Origin of the sequence: Pseudomonas sp. GL-B-19 (genome assembly GCF_019956415.1) — a bacterium.
Lineage (GTDB): Bacteria > Pseudomonadota > Gammaproteobacteria > Pseudomonadales > Pseudomonadaceae > Aquipseudomonas.
In genome coordinates, this window is the sequence record NZ_JAHBDK010000097.1 from 86,618 (window position 1) to 106,449 (window position 19,832).

Sequence of the window (19,832 nt, forward strand, 5' to 3'; positions counted from 1 at the left end):
AGACCAGTCGCCAACAATGTTGACTGGTCTATCGCCATCGCGAGCAGGCTCGCTCCCACAGGGATAGTGCGGTCTTTACCCCTGCCGACGCTGACGGGCGAGGGTCATCGCGGTGTCTTCGATCATGTCTTCCTGGCCGCCGACCATGCCGCGACGACCCATCTCAACGAGGATCTCCCGGGCCGACACGCCGTATTTCTTCTCGGCGCGCTTTGCGAACAACAGGAACGAGCCATAGACCCCGGCATAGCCCATGGTCAGGGCATCGCGGTCGCTGCGGATCGGGAAGTCCATGATCGGCACGACAAGGTCTTCGGCCACGTCCTGGATGCCGAACACGCTGACACCTGTGTCGATACCCATGCGATCACACACCGCCACCAGCACTTCCATCGGTGTGTTGCCAGCTCCAGCACCAAGACCCGCGCAGGCGGCGTCGATACGGTTAGCTCCGGCGGCAATCGCGGCGATGGAGTTGGACACACCCATCGACAGATTGTGGTGGCCATGAAAACCGATCTCGGTCTCTGGCTTGAGGGCCGCGCGCATCGCCGCCACACGGGAACTGACGTCGTGGGGCAGCAGGTAGCCCGCCGAGTCGGTCAGGTAGATGCAGTTGGCGCCGTAGCTTTCCATCAGCAAACCTTGCTTGACCAGACCTTCGGGGCTGTTCATGTGGGCCATCATCAGGAAACCGACGGTGTCCATGCCCAGGCCGCAGGCGTGGGAAATGTGCTGTTCGCTGACGTCGGCCTCGGTGCAATGGGTGGCGACGCGAATGGTGTTGACCCCCAGTTCGTGGGCCATTTTCAGGTGATCGACGGTGCCGATGCCCGGCAGCAACAGGGCAGAAACCTTGGCCTTTTTCATCAGCGGGATCACCGCCGACAGGTACTCCTCGTCGGTGTGGGCCGGGAAGCCATAGTTCACCGAGCTACCGCCGAGGCCGTCGCCGTGGGTGACTTCGATCAGCGGCACGCCGGCCGCGTCGAGTCCGCAGGCGATGTCTTTCATCTGTTGCAGGCTGATCTGGTGACGCTTAGGGTGCATGCCGTCGCGCAGGCACATGTCGTGAACGGTGATGCTCTTTCCGCGAAGATCCATGGTCGGCTCCTTATGCGTGGGCGGGTTGGGTGGTGGCTTGCAGCACCAGTTCGCCCTTGAGGATTTCCTCGGCGAACATCTCGGCGGTGCGCGCGGCGGCGGCGGTCATGATGTCGAGGTTGCCGGCGTACTTGGGCAGGTAGTCGCCCAGGCCTTCGACTTCCATGAATATCGACACCCGATTGCCGTCGAACACCGGGCCGTTAACCAGCTTGTAGCCGGGCACGTAGCGCTGCACTTGCTTGATCATCGCCTCGATGGCGGCGGTGATTGCCGGCCGGTCGGGTTCGCTGGCGGTCAGGCAATGAACGGTGTCGCGCATGATCAGCGGTGGTTCGGCGGGGTTGATGATGATGATCGCCTTGCCTTTCTTCGCGCCGCCGACTTTTTCCACCGCGCTGGAGGTGGTGCGGGTGAACTCGTCGATATTTTTCCGGGTGCCGGGACCGACCGATTTCGACGCCGCGGTGGCGATGATTTCGGCGTATTCCACCGGCTGCACGCTGGACACCGCCGCCACCAGCGGAATGGTGGCCTGGCCGCCGCAGGTGACCATGTTGACGTTCATCACGCCGAGGCCCAGTTGCGCCTTGAGGTTGACCGGTGGCACGCAATACGGGCCGATGGCCGCCGGGGTCAGGTCGATCATCAACACACCCAGGGCGTTGAGCTTGCGTGAGTTCTGCGCGTGTACATAAGCCGAGGTAGCGTCGAAGGCGATCTGGATCTGGTCTTCGAGGACATGGGGCAGCAGGCCGTCGACGCCATCGGCGGTGGTCTTCAGGCCGAGCTCGCGAGCCCGCGACAGGCCTTCGGAGGTGGCGTCGATACCGACCATCCATACCGGTTCCAGCACCTCGCTGCGCATCAATTTGTACAGCAGGTCGGTGCCGATGTTGCCCGGCCCGATCAGCGCGCATTTGATCTTTTTGCTCATGTTTTTTTGGCTCCTGAAGAAGGAAGGGCGATCAAGGGACAAAGCGCAGGCTGGTTTCGCCTAACCCGCTCATGGACAGGCTGATGCGGTCGCCGGCGACCACTGGAACCAGCGGCGCCAGGGCACCGGAAAGAATGATTTCGCCACGGCGGAACGGGATGCCCAGCTCGCCCAGGGTATTGGCCAGCCAGGCCACTGCCGCGCAAGGATGACCTTGCACCGCCGAACCCAGGCCAGAGCCTGCCGGCTGGCCGTTTTTCAGCAGTTGCATGTGCACGGCGGCCAGGTCCAGCGAGCGCGGGTCGATCCGCTGGCTGCCGAGGGCGAACACACCGCAGGACGCGTTGTCGGCCACGGTGTCCTGGATGCGGATCTGCCAGTCGTCGATCCGCGAATCGACGATCTCGAAGCACGGCACCACCCATTGGCTGGCGGCCAGCACGTCCTCGGCGCTGATGCCAGGGCCTTGCAAGTCTTCGCCGAGGATAAAAGCGATTTCACCTTCGGCCCGTGGCTGGATCAGGTTGTAGCGGGCCAGGCTGACATCGCTGCCATCCTCGACCTGCATGGCATCGGTGAGGAAACCGAAGTCCGGTTGATGGACATCGAGCATTTCCTGCACGGCGCGGCTGGTGACCCCGATTTTCTTGCCGATCACCCGCTCGCCGAGGGCTTCGCGGCGTTGCAGGAAGTGCAGGGAAATCCGGTAGGCATGTTCCAGGGTGATCTGCGGATAACGGCGGGTCAGGGGCGCCAGGGTCTGGCGGCTGCGCAAGGCGTTGAACAGTTCGTCACCGAGGGCGTTGATCAAATGGGCGTCCATGGCGAGGGCTCCAGATGGGTGGGAGAAAAAAAGGCCCACCCCAAGCTCATCGAGGGCGGGCCCAAAGGAGTCGGTCAGCCGGGCCAGACCGACGAGTCGGCGCCGCCATCGACATCGATGATCTTGCCGGTCACCCAGGCCGACGCCGGGCTGGCCAGGTACAGCGCGGCGGCGGCAATGTCTTGTGGGGTGCCCAGGCATTTGAGTGGGGTGTTGGCTTCCATGACCTCGCGCATGGCGGCGGGCATCACGCCGTTCAACGCTTCGGTCAGGGTGGGGCCGGGGGCGACGGCGTTAACCCGGATCTGCGGTGCGAAGTCCTGGGCCAGCAAGCGGGTCAGATGGCTGAGGGCGGCCTTGGCGGAGCCATAGGCGCTGAAATGGCGCTGGGCATAGCGCGCCGCCACCGAGCTGATATTGATGATGTTGCCGCCACCGGCCTCGCGCATCAGCGGCACACACAACTGGCAGAAGGCGTAGCTGGTGGCGACGTTGAAGGTCAGCACCTCGGCGAATTGTTCGGGCGTCATCGTCAGCGGATCGTTGGGACCGCCACCGCCGACGTTGTTCACAAGATGAGTGATCCGGCCCATTTGCTCAACGCTTTGACGCACCAGCGCCTGGCGTTGCCCGGCATCGTTGACGTCACAGGCGATGGCCAGGGCGCGCCGGCCCAGGCCACGAACCTCTTCGGCCACAACCTCTACCTCGTCCAGCGAACGCGCCGAGCACACCACATCGGCGCCGGCTTCGGCATACGCCAGGGCAATCGCCCGACCAATACCCCGGCCGCTGCCGGTGACAATGGCGACGCTGCCGTGCATTTGGAAACGTTGCAATATACTCATGGGCCCTTGCTCCGTGGGGTCGATTGTTGATGGATTTAATATCGCCGCCACGGCTGCTGCCAGCATCGTCTCAATGGACTAGCGATGTAGCTGTGATACCGCATCATCGTTCTTCGCCGGCAAGCCGGGTCCTACAGAACCCCTAGTCCGCTTTGACGATGAATGATTGTTCGCTCGATCCGATGATCCATCTCAACTTGCGCAATGGCGCAGTGAGATCGGGAGAATTGAGTGATGCACAGCATGCGTGAAAAGACCCAGGACGAACGTGATCTGCTTGAACGTGCACGGCGCCTGGTGCCCGCACTCAAGGCACGCACGGCACAGGCCGACAAGGACTTGAAGGTGCCGCAGGAAAGCGTTGCCGAGTTGCAGTCCGCCGGTTTGCTGCGAGCTTTGCAGCCAAGGGCGTTCGGTGGCTACGAAGTCGATCCGCGGACCTTCTTCGAAATCCAGACCATCCTCGCCGAGGGTTGCATGTCCACGGCCTGGATCTACGGCGTGATGGGGGTTCACCCTTGGCAACTGGCGCGTTACCCGATCGAAGCGCAGCGCGAAGTCTGGGCCGATGATCATGACTCGCTGATCTGCTCGACCTATATGCCGGCGGCCAAGGTCACGGTGGTCGAGGGCGGTTACCGCATCAGCGGGCGCTGGGGTTTCTCCAGCGGCAGCGAGCACTGCCAATGGGTGTTCCTGGGCGGCATCCTGCCAGCCGATGGCGAACTGGCCACCGAGCACGGCACCTTCCTGCTGCCGCGCCGCGACTATCAGATCGAACGTAATTGGGACGTGATGGGGCTGCGCGGCACCGGTAGCCATGACATCGTGGTCGAGGATGTATTTGTCCCGGCCCATCGCGTGCAACGCACCAATAACTGGACCCTCGAAGCGACGCCAGGGCGCCTGGTCAACACCAACCCGATCTACGCGATCCCCTTCGCCCAAGTGTTCTCGCGCGCGGTCTCGACCTCGGCCATCGGCGCCCTGCAAGGTGCGATCAACGAGTTCCGCGATAACGCCGCCAAACACATCGGCAAGCACGGCGCCCGTACCGCTGACGATCCGGTGGCGCAAACCGCGATTGCCGAAGCGATGATCACAGTCGACAGCCTGCGCCTGGTGCTGGAGCGCAACTACGAGCACCTGATGAGCCTGGCCCGCGCCGGCGAATACCCGGATACCGAAACCCGCCTGTTGTATCGCTACCAGTCGGCCTATGTGACCAACATCTGCGCCGAACGGGCCAACGACCTGCTGCGCAGCATGGCCGCCTCGGGCTTGTACAACACCAACCCGGTGGCGCGGCTGTTCCGCGATCTGCACCAGGCACGCGGGCACATCGCCAACAACTACATGGCTTACGGGCGCAGCTACGGCGCAGTGATGCTGGGCCTGCCCAACCCGGACCCTTACGTCTGAGGCCATGGCGTCCGTTTATCGACTCCTTGGGTTTACACCTGCCGGTGATTCACGGGCAGGTGGTCATGAGTATCTGACCTATGAACAATTATTTTGCCCTGCGCGTGGCGCGAGTGATCGAGGAAACCGCCGATGCGCGCTCCCTGGTGTTCGACGTGCCGGAGCATCTGGGCGAACGTTTTCGCTATCAACCCGGCCAGTTCCTGACCTTGCGAGTGCCTTTCGAGGACGGCTGGCTGCCCCGTTGTTATTCATTGTCCAGCACGCCATTGCTGGATGAGCCGTTGCGGGTAACGGTCAAACGTGTGCACGAGGGACGCGCCTCGAACTGGCTGTGCGGCGAATTGCAAGCCGGCCAGACCCTGGAGGTGCTGCCACCGGCCGGGGTGTTTGTGCCGCGCAGCCATGACGGCGACTTGCTGCTGTTCGGCGGCGGCAGTGGCGTGACCCCGGTGCTGTCGATCCTGCGTTCGGCGTTGCTCGCCGGAACAGGCCGGGTCCTGTTGATCTATGCCAACCGCGATGAGTCCTCGGTTATTTTCAAGGATGAACTCAGACACCTGGCAAGCGCTCATCCGCAACGCCTGCAAATCGTCCATTGGCTCGATTCGGTGCAGGGCATCCCGAGCGTCGGACAGCTGGCCGAACTGGCGCGGCCGTTTATCGATGCCCAGGCATTCATTTGTGGTCCGGGCCCATTCATGGACGCGAGTGTCAGCGCGCTCAAGAGTCTGGGCATGCCGGATCGCCGAGTGCATGTCGAGCGTTTCGTCTCGCTGCCCGGCGAAGGCGAACTGCCGTTGGTGACCAGCAGCGAAGCGGCAGTGGCCGCGCAGTTGGCGGTGCGCCTGGATGGCGAGGACCACCTGCTGGCCTGCGACAGCGGCGAGACCGTGCTGGCCGCCATGGAGCGGGCTGGCCTCAAGCCACCCAGCGCCTGTCGGGTCGGTGGCTGCGCTTCGTGCATGTGCACCCTGGAAAGCGGCGATGTCGAACTGCTGCACAACGATGCACTGGACGCAGGCGACCTGGCCGAAGGCTGGATTCTTGCCTGTCAGGCGGTGCCCACCAGCGCGCAACTGCGTATCCGCTTTCCGGAATGAAGCCCTCAATGATGCCAAGCCAGAGCACACAATGAATCAGAGCCTGAACTTTGTTGCGCCGCTGAGCGCAGCCCCTTTGACCCTTGCCCAGTTGGTCTTTAGCAGTGCCGAACGTTTTGCCGGGCGCACGGCCATCGAGGAAGACGGCCAGTGCATCGACTACGCCGATCTGCCCGAGCGCGTCATGGCTTTTGCCCGGGGCTTGATGGCCCTGGGGATCCAGGCCGGTGACCGGGTCGGTATCTGGGCGCCGAACAGTGGTGACTGGATCCTCGCAGCGCTGGGTATTCAGTGTGCCGGTGCGGTGCTGGTGCCGATCAACACGCGTATGAAGGGTCAGGAAGCCGCCGATGTGCTGGAACGCAGCGGCTGTCGGCTGTTGTTTGTCCAGCAGCGGTTTCTCGACGTCGACTACCCGGCGCTGCTCGCGCCCCATCGGCCTGCGAGCCTCGAACACCTGGTGATTGTCGATGGTGACACGCCTGCGCTGCCGTCGGACCTGACGCTTGCACAGTTCCTGAGTGGCGCGGCGACCATCGATGCCGACAGCGCCAGGCGCCGTGCATTGGCGGTCGACCCCGAGTCGATGTGCGACCTGCTGTTCACCTCTGGCACCACCGGCAAACCCAAGGGCGTGATGAGCGGCCATGGACAGAACCTGCGAGCCTTCACCGAATACGTCAAGGTCATCGGCCTGGTGCCGGGCGACCGTTACCTGATCGTTAACCCGTTCTTTCATGCCTTTGGCTACAAGGCTGGCTGGCTGACCTGCCTGATCGCCGGAGCGACCATCCTGCCCCATGCGGTGTTCGACGCAGAACAAGTGTTCCAGCGCATCGCCCGTGAGCGCATCAGCGTCTTGCCCGGTGCGCCGACCCTGTACCTTTCGCTGCTGGCCCATCCGCAGCTCAAGCAGACCGACCTGTCGAGCCTGCGCATCGCGGTGACCGGTTCGGCGAGTATCCCGCCGAGCCTGATCGAGCGCATGCGCAACGAGTTGGGGTTTGCCGTGGTGACCACCGCCTACGGCCTGACCGAATGCGGCGGACTGGCGACGATCTGTGACCCACAAGATTCGGCGCAGGTGATCGCCGGCACCAGCGGGCGGCCGATTGCCGGCACCGAAGTGAGCATCCGCGATCCGCAAAACCAGGCACTGGACCCAGAGCAAACCGGTGAGATCTGCCTGCGTGGCTTTCACATCATGCAGGGCTATTTCCAGAACCCCGAAGCGACCCGCGAAGCCATCGACGCCGAAGGCTGGCTGCACACCGGCGATGTCGGGCGCCTGGACGAGGCGGGCAACCTGATCATCACCGACCGCCTGAAGGACATGTTCATCGTCGGCGGTTTCAACTGTTACCCGGCGGAAATCGAAGCAGCGCTGATCAGGCACCCGGCCATTGCCCAGGTGGCGGTGGTCGGCATCGCCGATGAGCGCATGGGCGAGGTCGGGTGTGCCTGCGTGGTCCTGCGCGAAGGTAGAGAACTCGACGAGGCGCAACTGATCGCCTGGAGCCGAGAGCAAATGGCCAATTACAAAGTGCCGCGCCAGGTGCGCTTCTTCAACGCCTTGCCATTGAATCCGTCGAGCAAGGTGGCGAAGAACGAATTGCGCGCGGTGGTGGCCAACAGCGTTCAGGCATGACGCGCAGCCATCTCACCAAACGGACGATGTGCAGGGGAGCTTTTTTTTTCATGCTGCGGCGACACCAGCAAACAACAACAAAAAGGAGAGGAGCATGTTCACTCGAAACCTGGTTACGCGCCGTCCGGGGAGCCCGATCGATGGTCGCTGCCTGTTGGCAACGGCCATTACCTTCATCAGTGCGACGGCCAGCGCTGCGCCGACCCTCGAACTGGGGGAAGACACCACCCTGGATTCGTCGCTGACGGTCAACTACACCGCATCCATGCGTACGGCCAAGCAGGCCAGTCAATACCTCAACGACCCGAACAACGACGACGGCACGCGCAACTTCAAGCGCGGCTCGTTGATCAACAACCGCCTGAGCCTGTTCGGCGAGTTGCAGCTCAGGCACGACAACCTTGGCGCGGTGTTGCGCGGCAGTCAGTTCTACGACGATGTCTACAACCAGAAAAACGCCAACGACTCGCCGCAGACGGTGAACAAGACCGGACACAACGATGGCTTCAGCGACGAAACCCGCAGGCTCAGTGGCAGCATGGCGCGACTGCTCGATGCCTATGTGTATGGCAACTTCGATGTCGGCGAGACCCAGTACCTGTCGCTCAAGGCCGGACGGCATCTGGTGGCCTGGGGCGAGAGCCTGTTCTGGCCTAACATCAGCCAGGGCCAGGCCCCGGTGGACGCGACCAAGTTCAACGTTCCGGGTACCGAGGCCAAGGACTCGTACCTGCCGGTAGGGCAGGTGTCCGGGTCGTGGTCGCTGAATGAAAACCTGGCGCTGGTGGGCTATTACCAGTACGAGTGGGAAAAGACTCAGCTCAACCCTGTGGGCGATTACTTCGGCAGCGATACCTTCGGTCCCGGTGCCGAGTTCTTTCGTCTGGGCAGCGGGGTAGTCGACAGCCTGCCCAATGGCCTGGCGGTCGGTTATGCCGGTGAAAAAGACGCCAGCGACAGCGGCCAATGGGGTCTGGGCGTGCGCTACCGAATCACCGAGAACACCGAAGTGGGGCTGTTCCATTACCGCTATAACGAGCGCATCGGCTCATTGTTCTTCGACTTTACTGGCACCACCCAATACTCGTCGCTCAAGGGCATTGGTCATGACGGAACTGCGCCGACCTATCGCCTGGGTTATTTCGAAGACGTCAAGCTGACCGGGATCAGCTTCAGCTCCAAGGTCGGCGACTCGGTGCAGTACGCCGGTGACCTGAGCTACCGCGATGGCTCCTCGGTCTACCTGAACAACGGCGCGCCGACCACCGGGCAGATCTGGCAAGGCAACCTCAACGCCATGTACATCCTGGGCCCAAGCCTGCTCGCCCAGCAGACCACCTTCATGGGCGAAGTGGTGCATCAACACATCGACGGGGTGGACAGCCTGACGATCACCGGCGGCGGCGCCGGCGTGGATGGCACCTTCGACACGTTCGAGTCGAAGACCCAGACCCGTGGCTCGACCCTGCTGGGCATTGGCGCCTACATGGACTACCCGTCCATCACCAACGGCCTGGACCTGAGCACCAAGGTGGTATGGACGCAGAATGTCGACGGCAGCGCCTATCAGGGCTTGGGCCGCGACGAGAAGCGCCTGACCGTGGGTGGCGACTTCAAGTACCTGGGGAACCTCCAGGTCGGCATGACCTATATCGCCTACTTGAGCTCGCCGGATGTCGCCCAGGGTCGCTTGCTGGCTGACCGCGATTACCTGTCATTCAACGCCAAATACACCTTCTGATGATCATCGCTGTGTCGCGATGTGGCGACGCAGTCCTTCGTTTGTAGCCTGATAACAATAAAGAGAGGCCTGTCATGAATCCTCGTTCAACCCCATCACCGTTCAGTCCCGTCGAGATTGGCCCACTGACTCTGAAAAACCGTTTTATCAAGGCCGCCACCAACGAAGGCATGAGCGCCCAGGGCGTGCCTTCCAAACAACTGGTCAAGCTGCACTCGGCCTTGGCCGCTGGTGGCACCGCCCTGACCACCGTGGCTTATTGCGCGGTGAGCAGCGATGGCCGCACCTTGCCCAACCAGTTGATCCTCGCTGAATCCAGCGTGCCGCACTTCAAGGCCTTGACCGACGCCGTGCACCAGGCCGGTGGCCTGGCCAGCGCGCAGATCACCCACGGCGGCTGCTTTACCTTTATTCGCGAGCGCTCGACCAAACGTCCGCTGTCGGCCAGCGGTGGCTTCAACAAGATCGGCCTGATGAGCGGCATGTTCCTCAAGCAGGCGATGAACGAAGCCGACATGCAACAAGTGGTGCGCGATTTCGCCCAAGGCGCGCGCCTGGCACGCCAGGCGGGTTTCGATGCCGTGGAAATCCACATGGGCCACGGCTACTTGCTGAGCCAGTTCATTTCGCCGATGTACAACAAGCGTCGCGACCAGTACGGCGGCAGCCTGGAAAACCGCCTGCGTTTTCCGCGCCGGGTGCTGCGCGCGGTGCTCGATGCGGTGGGCGAGGAAATGGCGGTGATCTGCAAATACAGCATCACCGAAGGCGTACGCGCCGGTAACAGCGCCGAAGACGGGGCACAGATCGCCCGCATGCTGGAAGAAGAGGGCGCGCACTTGCTGGTGCTCAGCGCCGGGATGAACGCCGAATCGATCACCACCATGTTCGGTTCTTCCTTCCCCAAGGAAAACCGCGTGCAGCAGAAGAACAAGATCATCGCCCTGGCGATGGCTATCCAGCGTCGCAAAGAGCCGACCGTGGAATTCCGTGAGCTGTATCTGCTGGAACATGCGCGCAAGGTGCGGGCGGCGGTAAAGATGCCGCTGGCTTATCTGGGCGGCGCCAAGAGCCTGGCGAGTATCGAACAGATCATGGCCGAGGGCTTTGACCTGGTCGCGATGGGGCGGGTGTTGCTGGCTGAAAATGACTACGTCAACAAACTCGCCAGTGGCGCCAGTCGCGACTCGATCTGCACTGCCTGTAACCGTTGCGTGGCAATGATGTACACCCCCGGTGGCACCTCTTGCGTACTGGGCCAGCCCGGCGACGCCGAATTGAACCGCCAGCCGGCGGCGGGGTGACAGATACACCGCAGCGCCTGGTTCCTTTGTAGGAGCCAGGCTTGCCGGCGAAGAACGATAACGCGGTGCAGCAGGTACACCGCGTCGCCCGGATCAACCGTGTTGCAGGAAGTCGATGCAGCTGCGGTTGAACAGTTCGCGGTGTTCCACCTGGACCCAATGCCCGCAACGGTTGAGCACGATGAACCGGGCATTGGGCGCGCCGTCGATGATGCGCTGGGCGCCACTGATCGGGTTGAAGTGATCGTTGGTACCCCAGAAGCCCAGGATCGGGCACTGGATCTCACCCAGGCGCGCTTGCATATTCGGGACCATCATGGTGCTGAACAGGTTCTTGGGCTGGGTCACTGCCACCGCCACGCGTTCTTGCAACAGGCTTTCCGGCAGAATCGAATCATCGAATAGCTGCAGGCGCATCATGCTGCGCATCTCCTCCATTCCAATGGGGCCAGCGCTGAACAGGCTGACCATGCGCACGATGCCTTCCATCTTGAAGTAGGTTTCCCGTTCCTCGACACCGCCCGGAGCCAGCAGGATCAGGCTCTGTGGCAGTTGCGGCAGACGCAAGGCCAGGCCGAGGGCGATCGCGCCACCCAACGAATTACCCAGCAGCGTGCAACGCCGCACACCGATGCACTCCAGGAACGCCGCCACGCAGTCGACGAAGAAATCCAGGTTGTACTGGACGTCCTCGGGTTTGTCCGAGCGGCCGAAACCTGGGAGGTCAAGCACGATGTTGCGATAGCCCGCGGCGACGAATTGCGGGTAGTTGCCCTTGAAGTTGCTGAAGCCACTGGCGCCCGGCCCGCTGCCGTGCAGCCACAGCACCACGGGGCCTGCGCCCTCATCCAGATAGTGCAGACGCAAGCCGTTTGGCAGGGTCGCGTAATGGCCGACGGGCAGGGGCAAGTCTACGGGTTGATTCATGGGGTTCTCCATTGTCTGCGGATTCATGAAGCACAGCCGCGTCAGGCGCTGCAGCAGATTGAATGCAGCGACTTGAAGGGAAACGCAGCGACTGGCGTGGTGCGCGCAATGTGAATGCTGGGCTCTGATCGGGTTATTCACATCGTCCGTTCAGACCACGCGGCGGTAGTCCCATCGGACGATGTCTGCCCTGGCGCTTACCGCTAATCATGCACGGGACGGCTCCACTGCAAGGGCAGCGGGCTGCAGCGTATTTGCACATTCGGAGATTGCTATGAAGTTACTCAATAAAGTGGCCTTTGTGACCGGCGCCGCGCAGGGCATGGGCCAGGCCATCGTGCGTGGTTTTGTCGCCGAAGGCGCCAAGGTGGTGGCTGTCGACCTGAATCAGGCAGCCCTGGCCGAGAGCCTGGCAGATTTGGGTGACAAGGTACTGGCTCTCGCCTGTAATGTCGGTGATGGTGCCTCCGTGGCCGATGCCATGGGGCAGGCCGAGCAGCACTTCGGCGGCCTCGACATCCTGGTCAACAACGCCGGCGTGGGCGCGCTGGACAGTTTCCTCGAAACCCCGGATGAGAGCTGGGCGCGGGTGATCGGCGTGAACCTGGGCGGCACCTTCCTGTGCTGCCGCGAAGGCGCCAAACTGATGGTCAAGGGTGGTCGCAAGGGCGCGATCATCAACCTCTCCAGCACCGCCGCGCTGACCGGCGACGGCCCAAGCCACTACTGCGCCTCGAAAGCCGGGGTGATGGGCCTGACCCGTTCGATTGCCCGTGAACTGGCGGCCAGCGGCATACGTGTCAACACCCTGGTGCCGGGGCCGACCAACACCCCGATGATGGCCGGCATCCCTGATGACTACATGCAAACGCTGCTGAAAAACGTGCCCTTGGGCCGTATGTGCGAGACCGACGAGATCGCCAGGGTCGCGGTGTTTCTGGCCAGCGAAGACGCCAGTTTCATGACTGGGCAGAACATCGCCGTCAACGGTGGCATGGCCTTTATCTGATCAGGGAGACACCCATGAGTAAGCGTTTACAAGGAAAAATCGCCTTTGTTACCGGCGCCGGTTCCGGCATCGGCGAAGCCACCGCGCTACGATTCGCCGAGGAGGGCGCCACGGTGGTGCTGTGTGGCCGACGCATTGAGCCGCTGCAAGGCGTGCAGGAAAAAATCCGGACCCAGGGTGGGCAGGCCGAGATCGCCGTGGCCGATGTCAGCGATGAACAGGCCTACGTCGGCGCACTTCAAGCTACTGCGCAACGCCACGGACGTCTGGACATTCTGGTCAACAACGCAATGGCCTACACCTGGGGCGGTATCGACACGATGACCACCTCAGACTGGCACGCCAATTTCGCTACTACGGTGGACGGCACCTTCTGGGGCACCCGTACCGCGATGCAGTTGATGAAAGAGCAGGGCGGTGGTTCGATCGTCAATATCGCTTCGATCTGCGGCCTGTTCGGCACAGCCTGGATGGCCGGTTACTCGGCGGCCAAGGCGGCGGTGATCAACTTCAGCCGGGCGGCGGCCAGCGAAGGAGCACCGCACAACATCCGCTGCAACGTGATCATCCCCGGCGTGGTCGACACTCCTGCTACAGCCGGCATGCTGGGCGACGCCAAGACCCGTACCAACACTGAAAAAGTGATCCCGATGAAACGGGTCGGCCTGCCGGTGGAACTGGCCAACGCCATTTTGTTTCTGGCCAGCGACGAGGCTTCGTATGTCACCGGCGCCAGCCTGGCGGTGGACGGCGGGCGGGGTTCGGATCTGTACACGGTGCTCGACTGATGAGCCAGGACCCGAGCGCATTGCTTGCGCGCATTGACCGACTGGAGTCGCTGGACGCGATCCGCCAACTGGCTGGCAAATATGCCCTGGCGCTGGACATGCGTGATATGGATGCCATGGCCAACTGCTTCGCCCCGGACGTGCGCGTGGGCCGCGACAAAAGCGGTCGCGCGCACCTCAAGGTGTGGCTGGACGAAACCATGCGCAAGCAGTTTCACGGCACCTCCCATCACCTGGGGCAACACATCATCGAGTTCAGCGATGCCGATCACGCCACAGGCGTGGTCTATTCGAAGAACGAGCATGAGACCGGTCCCGAGTGGGTAATCATGCAGATGCTGTACTGGGACGACTATGAGCGAATCGATGGGCGCTGGTGCTTCCGTCGCCGCTTGCCGTGCTATTGGTACGCGACCGACCTGAACAAACCACCGATCGGCGGTTTGAAAATACGCTGGCCAGGGCGCGAGCCGTACGCCGGCTCCTTCCACGAGCTCTTTCCATCCTGGGATGCATTCTGGGCGCAACGCCCGGACAAGGACGCCTTGCCGCAGATCGCCGAGCCGGCACCGCTGGAAGGCTTTCTCAAAACGCTGCGCCGTGGGGCGGATGACCCGAAGATTCGCGTGCGCTGAACAATCGGGCGGCCCGTGCAGGATTGCCGCCTTGTGCAACACCCAACGAATGTGGGAGCGGGCTTGCTCGCTCCCACAAAGTAATGCTGTTCACTTAGGTTTGGTGCTTCAGGCGCACATAGGGATCTTCCAGCGAACCAGAATCTCGCGGCTGTAGACGATCCTTTGTGGGAGCGAGCCTGCTCGCGATGGCTTTGTGTTGGGCGACATGTTTTTTGATGGTGTACATATCCATTGCTGCGGTAACGGATATGTACACCATCCCACCACGTCTTAAGTGAACAGCATTAGTTCCTACAAAGGGCTTTTGGTTTAGTTCGTGACTCGTGGCTCCCGCGGCATGCCCAGTGCCCGCTCGGCAATCACGTTGCGCTGAATTTCATTGCTGCCGCCATAGATGGTGTCGGAGCGGGTGAACAGGAACAGCGACTGCAGGCGGCTGAGCTGGTAGGGCGCGGCGTCGAGGATTTCTCCAGCATCACCCAGCACGTCCATGGCCAGTTTGCCCAGGTCGCTGTGCCAAGTGGACCAGGCCAGTTTGTAGATCATCGCTTCGCGACTGAGGCTGCCGTCTTGCGGGCCCGAGAGCATGCGCAGAGAGTTGTAGCGCAACACCTTGAGCCCGCTCCAGGCCTGGGCGATGCGCTGGCGCAGCAGTGGGTCGCGCGCGGCGCCGTTGGCGCGGGCGATGCGGATGACTTCGTCGAGTTCGTTGTGAAACTGCATCTGCTGACCCAGTGTTGATACGCCGCGCTCAAAACCCAGCAGCGCCATGGCGATCTTCCAGCCATCGCCCGGTTGGCCGATCAGGTTGTCGGCACTCGTGACGGCCTGGTCGAAGAACACCTCGTTGAATTCACTGGTACCGGTCAGTTGCTGGATCGGTTGCACGCGGATGCTGTCCTGGGCCATCGGCACCAGAAGGAACGACAAGCCGTGATGTCCCTGGCTGCCGGGCTCGGTGCGCGCCAGCACGAAACACCAGTCGGCCTCGTGAGCCAGGGAGGTCCAGACCTTCTGCCCGCTGATCAGCCAGTGTTCGCCCGTGGCATCCAGTTTCGCCCTGGTCTGTACGTTGGCAAGGTCCGAACCTGCCCCCGGCTCCGAATAGCCCTGGCACCAGAATTGGCTGCCGTCGAGGATGCCGGGCAACAGGCGCTTTTGCTGGGCCGGGGTACCGAAGGCGGCGAGTGTCGGGCCGACCAGGCCTTCGCCGATATGACCCATGCGCCCGGGTCCACCGGCGCGGGCATATTCCTCATGGAAGATCACCTGCTGACTGATGGAGAGTCCTCGTCCGCCGTGTTCCCTGGCCCAGCCGACGCCGATCCAGGCACCTGCGGCAAGCCGACGCTCCCAGGCTTTGCGCTCCTCAGGAAAACTGTGTTCATCCCCCGGGCCGCCGCGAAAACGCAGTGGTGCAAATTCGCTGCTCAGGTGCTCGGCCAGCCACAGGGCGACTTCTTCGCGGAACACTTCATCTGCGCGACTGAAACCGATTTTCATGGTTGTTCTCCCAATAGATGCTTAGCCAGGCGCTCGCGGTGCAACGCCGGGCTGCCCAGTAGATGCTCGCCGGCGCGGGCACGTTTGAAGTACAGGTGCGGATCGTATTCCCAGGTAAACCCGACGCCGCCATGCAGTTGGATCGACTCGGCGGCGCAGTGAAAAAAAGCTTCGCTGGCATGAATCTTTGCCGTGGCGGCGGCCTGCTCAAGCTCCTGGGCCACGGCGGCATCGCCTTTCGGGTCCAGACGTTCCTGGGCTACACAGGCGGCGTAGTAGGCCGCCGACCGGGCGCATTCGACTTGCAGCATCATGTCGGCACAGCGGTGCTTGATCGCCTGGAAGCTGGCGATGGTGCGTTTGAATTGCCGGCGTTCGGCAATGTAGGCCAGGGTCAGGTCCAGGGCCTGTTGCGCGCCGCCAGCCTGCTCGGCGGCAAGCCCGATGGCGGCGATCAGCAGGGTGTCACGCAGCACAGCCCAGCCTTGCTCGGGGCCGCAAAGTTGTTGTGCCTCGCTGACCTGCACGTGATGCAATTCAATGCGTGCCAAGCGACGGGTCTGGTCCAGGGTTGCCAAGGAGGTACGCACCACGCCCGGCGTATTGCCAGGCAAGACGAACAGGCAGATGCCCCGTTCGCCCTGAGTGTCGGGGGCGCGAGCGGCGACGATCAACAGGTCGGCCGAGGCGCCATCGATGACCTGTGCGTATTGGCCGTCAAGGGTCCAGCCTCCTGAGCGCGGCGCAGCCACGGCTTGCACACTGCAAGCCTCCAGCCCTGGAACGCTGGCGAAGGCCAGGGTGGCACGGGTTTCACCTGCGGCAATCGCCCCCAGCCAGTGCTCCTGTATGGGCTCGTTGTGCCCCAGCAGCAGGGCCGGGGTGGCCAGGCACGCAGTGGCGAACAGCGGCGAACCCAGCAGATAGCGACCGCTTTGTTCCAGCAGAATCGCCAGTTCGACAAACCCCAGGCCCATACCGCCAAAGCGCTCCGGCACCATCAGCGCCGGCCAGTACAGTTCCTGGCCGATCCGTTGCCAGACCTCGGGATCATGAGCGTCCGGCCGGTTCATGGCGGCGCGCACGGCATGCGAGTCGCTGACCTGGGCAAGAAAACGCTCGGCGCTGTCGCGAATCATCAGGTGTTCTTCGGTAAAAGCGAACTCCATGGGGGGCGGTCTCTGCAATGCGGATGGATGCGCAAAGTCTGAGGGAGTGGGAGCGGTGTTCGAATCACTAAAACGGACTAGGGACAGCGCGTCATCGTTCTTCGCCCTGTAGGAGCCCGGCTTGCCGGCGAAGGCGTCCGTGAAATCGCCTTTGCTGGCAAGCCGGGCTCCTACAGGGTGCTTAGTCTCAACGGACGATGAAGCGCCCGGTGGCGCTTAGCACAATGCCAGCCACGTAAGCCATTCAGCCAACGAGGACCAAGGCATGATCGACATTCGCGGTTTGAGCTATTTCGTCTCGCAGATCGAAAACCTCAGCCATTGGCAGCGTTACGCCGAAGACGTGCTGGGCATGCAAGTGAACCCGGCGCCGGGCGGAGGCTTGTACGTGAAAATGGACGAGCGTCCGTTTCGCATGCTGATCGTCGAAGGCAGCGAGGCGCGTTACCTGGCCTCTGGCTGGGAGTTGGCCAACGAGCCGGCATTCAATGCCGCCCTCGAGCACCTGAGCGCTGCCGGCATTGAATGGCAGCCGGGCTCCGCCGCCGAGATCGAGCAGCGCGGTGTACAGGCGCTGATCAAGGTCACCGACCCGTCGGGCAACTGTCATGAACTGAGCTGGGGCCATCGTTCCGATTGCCTGCCGTTTGTCTCGCCTCAGGGTGTGCCGCGCTTCATCACCGGCGACATGGGCCTGGGTCATGCGGTGCTGCCAGCGCCAAATTTCGACGCCACCCTTGCGTTCGCCAAGGATGTGTTGGGCTTTAAGTTGTCGGACATTTTCAACTTCCGCCCCGACGCGTCGGTGCCGCCGATCCGCATTCACTTCCTGCATTGTCAAAACGCCCGCCACCACAGCCTGGCACTGGCCGAGTACCCGGTGCCGTCAGGTTGCGTACACGTGATGGTCGAGGTCGATTCGATGACCGAAGTCGGTCGTGCCCACGACCGTCTGCACGCCCATGACGTGAGCCTGTCGGCCACCCTCGGCCAGCACCTGAACGACCGCATGACCAGTTTCTACATGAAGACGCCGTCCGGTTTCGATCTGGAGTACGGCTTTGGCGGTTTGCAAGTCGACTGGGCCGAACATTCGGCGTTCGAGTTCACCCGCGTGAGCATTTGGGGGCACGACTTTTCGGTCGGCCAACAGTAAGGAATGATCAAAATGAACAAACAACTGACAGCGGCCGATGCGGTCGCTCAATTGCGCGATGGCATGACCATCGGTTTCGGCGGCTGGGGCCCTCGGCGCAAGCCGATGGCCATCGTGCGTGAGATCCTGCGCTCGCCAGTCAAAGACCTGACTGTGGTTGCCTATGGTGGCCCGGAAGTGGGCATGCTGTGCGCCGCCGGCAAGGTCAAGAAGCTGGTGTTCGGCTTCGCCACCCTCGATGCCATTCCGCTGGAACCTTACTACCGCAAGGCCCGCGAAGCCGGCGAGCTGGAGCTGATGGAACTGGACGAAGGTATGTTCCAGTGGGGCCTGCGCGCCGCCGGCATGCGCTTGCCGTTCCTGCCGACCCGTTGTGGCTTGGCCACCGATGTGACGCGCCTGAACCCGGAACTCAAGACCATCCAGTCGCCCTATGTCGATGGCGAGGTGCTGCTGGCAATGCCTGCGCTCAACCTCGACGTGGCGTTCCTGCATGTCAACGTCGCCGACCGCCTGGGCAACTGCCTGGTGACCGGGCCGGACCCGTATTTCGATCACCTGTTCGCCCGCGCCGCCAAGCAGTGCTTTGTCTCGTGCGAACGCCTTGAAGAGCGCCTGGAACTGAGCGCCGATCAGGCCCGCTTCAATACCTTCGAACGCTACCTGGTGACTGGCGTGGTGCATGCACCCCTCGGTGCGCACCCGACGCTCTGCGCCCCCGACTACGGCTGGGACCTCAAGCACCTGAAAAACTATGTCGCCAGCAGCCAGGTGGAAAACGGTTGGCAGGACTATGTGCAGACCTACATCGCCGGTGGCGAGCAGGCCTATCAGGCACAGAACGGCGGTGCCGATTCCATGGGCGTCTTGCCCCTTCCCGTGTTCTGAGGATAAGCGACTATGTCTGCAACCTGTGATTTCACCCTCGCTGAACTGATGATCGTCGCCGCCTCCGAGGCTTGGCGCGGCAATGGTGAAGTGATTGCCTCGGGCCTGGGCGTGATCCCGCGCCTGGGCGCCAGTCTGGCCAAACTGACCCACAGCCCGGAACTGTTGATGACCGACAGCGAGGCGTTCCTGGTCGAAGAACCGATCCCGCTGGGCCCGCGTGGCGACTACGTGCCGCGCTACTCGGGCTACATGTCGTTCGAGCGGGTCTTCGAATGCGTGTGGGGCGGGCGCCGTCACGCGATGATCGGCCCGACCCAGATCGACCGCTGGGGCCAGACCAACTTGTCCTGCGTCGGCGACTATCAAAAGCCCAGGACGGCGATCCTCGGTGTGCGCGGCCTGCCAGGCAACAGCATCAACCACCTCAACTCGTTCTTCGTGCCCAGCCATAACACCCGGGTGTTCGTCAGCGGCGAAGTGGACATGGTCTCCGGTGTGGGTTTCAAGGCCGAGCGCTGGCCCGAGGGTGCGCGCCGCGACTTGATGGACATCCATTGCGTGGTCAGCGACCTCTGTGTCCTCGATTTCAATGGCCCGGAACGTGCGGTGCAGGTGCGCTCGTTGCACCCCGGCGTGAGTTTCGAGCAGGTCCAGGACAACACCGGCTTCCCGTTGCTCAAGTCGGCGCAGTTGCATGAGACCGCGCACCCCACTCAAGAACAGTTGGCGCTGATCCGTCGACTCGACCCCCACGATTACCGCGCCACGGCGATCAAGGGCAATCCGCCCGGCATCCGTACGGCCTGAGGCAAGGACAGCGA

18 protein-coding genes are annotated in these 19,832 nt (G+C 62.6%); 11 read left to right on the forward strand and 7 right to left on the reverse strand.

The window, feature by feature from the left end; all coding sequences use genetic code 11:
* Window positions 1-75 precede the first annotated feature (75 nt).
* The 4 genes from dmpG to KGB06_RS28355 form a co-directional block, all read right to left on the reverse strand.
* Window positions 76-1,104 (reverse strand): 4-hydroxy-2-oxovalerate aldolase, encoded by a 1,029-nt coding sequence (gene dmpG, locus KGB06_RS28340; protein ID WP_223521642.1) that lies wholly within the window; start codon window positions 1,102-1,104, stop codon window positions 76-78.
* Between the two features lie 10 nt (window positions 1,105-1,114).
* A complete protein-coding gene (locus KGB06_RS28345; protein WP_223521644.1) occupies window positions 1,115-2,041 on the reverse strand; it encodes an acetaldehyde dehydrogenase (acetylating) in 927 nt (308 codons plus the stop codon).
* Window positions 2,042-2,072: 31 nt separating this feature from the next.
* Window positions 2,073-2,864 (reverse strand): fumarylacetoacetate hydrolase family protein, encoded by a 792-nt coding sequence (locus tag KGB06_RS28350; RefSeq protein ID WP_223521648.1) that lies wholly within the window; start codon window positions 2,862-2,864, stop codon window positions 2,073-2,075.
* Window positions 2,865-2,938: 74 nt separating this feature from the next.
* Complete coding sequence (locus KGB06_RS28355) at window positions 2,939-3,712, reverse strand: glucose 1-dehydrogenase (protein WP_223521649.1); 774 nt, start codon at window positions 3,710-3,712, stop codon at window positions 2,939-2,941.
* Window positions 3,713-3,946: 234 nt separating this feature from the next.
* Between KGB06_RS28355 and KGB06_RS28360 the strand changes: the two genes are divergently transcribed.
* The 5 genes from KGB06_RS28360 to KGB06_RS28380 all read left to right on the forward strand — a co-directional run bounded on the left by KGB06_RS28360 (window position 3,947) and on the right by KGB06_RS28380 (window position 10,930).
* Window positions 3,947-5,134: an acyl-CoA dehydrogenase family protein gene (locus KGB06_RS28360; RefSeq protein WP_223521650.1), complete on the forward strand. Its 1,188-nt coding sequence runs from the start codon at window positions 3,947-3,949 to the stop codon at window positions 5,132-5,134.
* An 80-nt stretch (window positions 5,135-5,214) separates the two neighbouring features.
* Window positions 5,215-6,237, forward strand: a complete 1,023-nt coding sequence (locus tag KGB06_RS28365; protein ID WP_223521652.1) for a ferredoxin--NADP reductase — start codon at window positions 5,215-5,217, stop codon at window positions 6,235-6,237.
* Between the two features lie 31 nt (window positions 6,238-6,268).
* Window positions 6,269-7,885, forward strand: coding sequence for a FadD3 family acyl-CoA ligase (locus KGB06_RS28370; protein WP_223521654.1), 1,617 nt, complete (start codon window positions 6,269-6,271; stop codon window positions 7,883-7,885).
* Between the two features lie 94 nt (window positions 7,886-7,979).
* Entirely contained in the window at window positions 7,980-9,626 is a 1,647-nt protein-coding gene (locus KGB06_RS28375) for a DUF1302 domain-containing protein (protein WP_223521655.1), read from the forward strand.
* Window positions 9,627-9,700: 74 nt separating this feature from the next.
* On the forward strand, window positions 9,701-10,930 hold the full coding sequence (locus tag KGB06_RS28380; protein WP_223521657.1) for an NADH:flavin oxidoreductase: 1,230 nt from the start codon (window positions 9,701-9,703) through the stop codon (window positions 10,928-10,930).
* 93 nt (window positions 10,931-11,023) lie between these two features.
* Here the strand turns inward: KGB06_RS28380 and KGB06_RS28385 are convergent, their stop codons facing one another.
* Window positions 11,024-11,857 (reverse strand): alpha/beta fold hydrolase, encoded by an 834-nt coding sequence (locus KGB06_RS28385; protein WP_223521660.1) that lies wholly within the window; start codon window positions 11,855-11,857, stop codon window positions 11,024-11,026.
* A 274-nt stretch (window positions 11,858-12,131) separates the two neighbouring features.
* Between KGB06_RS28385 and KGB06_RS28390 the strand changes: the two genes are divergently transcribed.
* Genes KGB06_RS28390 through KGB06_RS28400 form a run of 3 tightly spaced genes read left to right on the forward strand, consistent with a single transcriptional unit; the run spans window position 12,132 to window position 14,289 of the window.
* On the forward strand, window positions 12,132-12,866 hold the full coding sequence (locus KGB06_RS28390; protein WP_223521662.1) for an SDR family NAD(P)-dependent oxidoreductase: 735 nt from the start codon (window positions 12,132-12,134) through the stop codon (window positions 12,864-12,866).
* A gap of 14 nt (window positions 12,867-12,880) precedes the next feature.
* Window positions 12,881-13,654, forward strand: a complete 774-nt coding sequence (locus tag KGB06_RS28395; RefSeq protein WP_223521664.1) for an SDR family NAD(P)-dependent oxidoreductase — start codon at window positions 12,881-12,883, stop codon at window positions 13,652-13,654.
* Window positions 13,654-14,289 carry a nuclear transport factor 2 family protein gene (locus KGB06_RS28400; protein WP_223521666.1) on the forward strand — a complete coding sequence of 212 codons (636 nt, stop codon included), beginning with the start codon at window positions 13,654-13,656 and terminating at the stop codon, window positions 14,287-14,289. The genes KGB06_RS28395 and KGB06_RS28400 overlap by 1 nt, the downstream gene beginning before the upstream one ends.
* 312 nt (window positions 14,290-14,601) lie before the next feature.
* Here KGB06_RS28400 and KGB06_RS28405 read toward each other — a convergent pair whose 3' ends face one another.
* On the reverse strand, window positions 14,602-15,795 hold the full coding sequence (locus KGB06_RS28405) for an acyl-CoA dehydrogenase family protein (protein ID WP_223521668.1): 1,194 nt from the start codon (window positions 15,793-15,795) through the stop codon (window positions 14,602-14,604).
* The gene (locus KGB06_RS28410) at window positions 15,792-16,964 is read right to left on the reverse strand and encodes an acyl-CoA dehydrogenase family protein (RefSeq protein WP_223521670.1); all 1,173 of its coding nucleotides are present in this window, start codon (window positions 16,962-16,964) and stop codon (window positions 15,792-15,794) included. Before KGB06_RS28410 ends, KGB06_RS28405 begins: the two co-directional genes overlap by 4 nt.
* A gap of 265 nt (window positions 16,965-17,229) precedes the next feature.
* Between KGB06_RS28410 and KGB06_RS28415 the strand changes: the two genes are divergently transcribed.
* The 3 genes from KGB06_RS28415 to KGB06_RS28425 are packed head-to-tail and all read left to right on the forward strand — an operon-like array spanning window position 17,230 to window position 19,818.
* Complete coding sequence (locus tag KGB06_RS28415) at window positions 17,230-18,120, forward strand: VOC family protein (RefSeq protein ID WP_223521674.1); 891 nt, start codon at window positions 17,230-17,232, stop codon at window positions 18,118-18,120.
* A gap of 12 nt (window positions 18,121-18,132) precedes the next feature.
* Window positions 18,133-19,008, forward strand: a complete 876-nt coding sequence (locus KGB06_RS28420) for a CoA transferase subunit A (protein WP_223521675.1) — start codon at window positions 18,133-18,135, stop codon at window positions 19,006-19,008.
* Between the two features lie 12 nt (window positions 19,009-19,020).
* The gene (locus KGB06_RS28425; protein WP_223521676.1) at window positions 19,021-19,818 is read left to right on the forward strand and encodes a CoA-transferase subunit beta; all 798 of its coding nucleotides are present in this window, start codon (window positions 19,021-19,023) and stop codon (window positions 19,816-19,818) included.
* The last annotated feature ends 14 nt before the right edge of the window (window positions 19,819-19,832 follow it).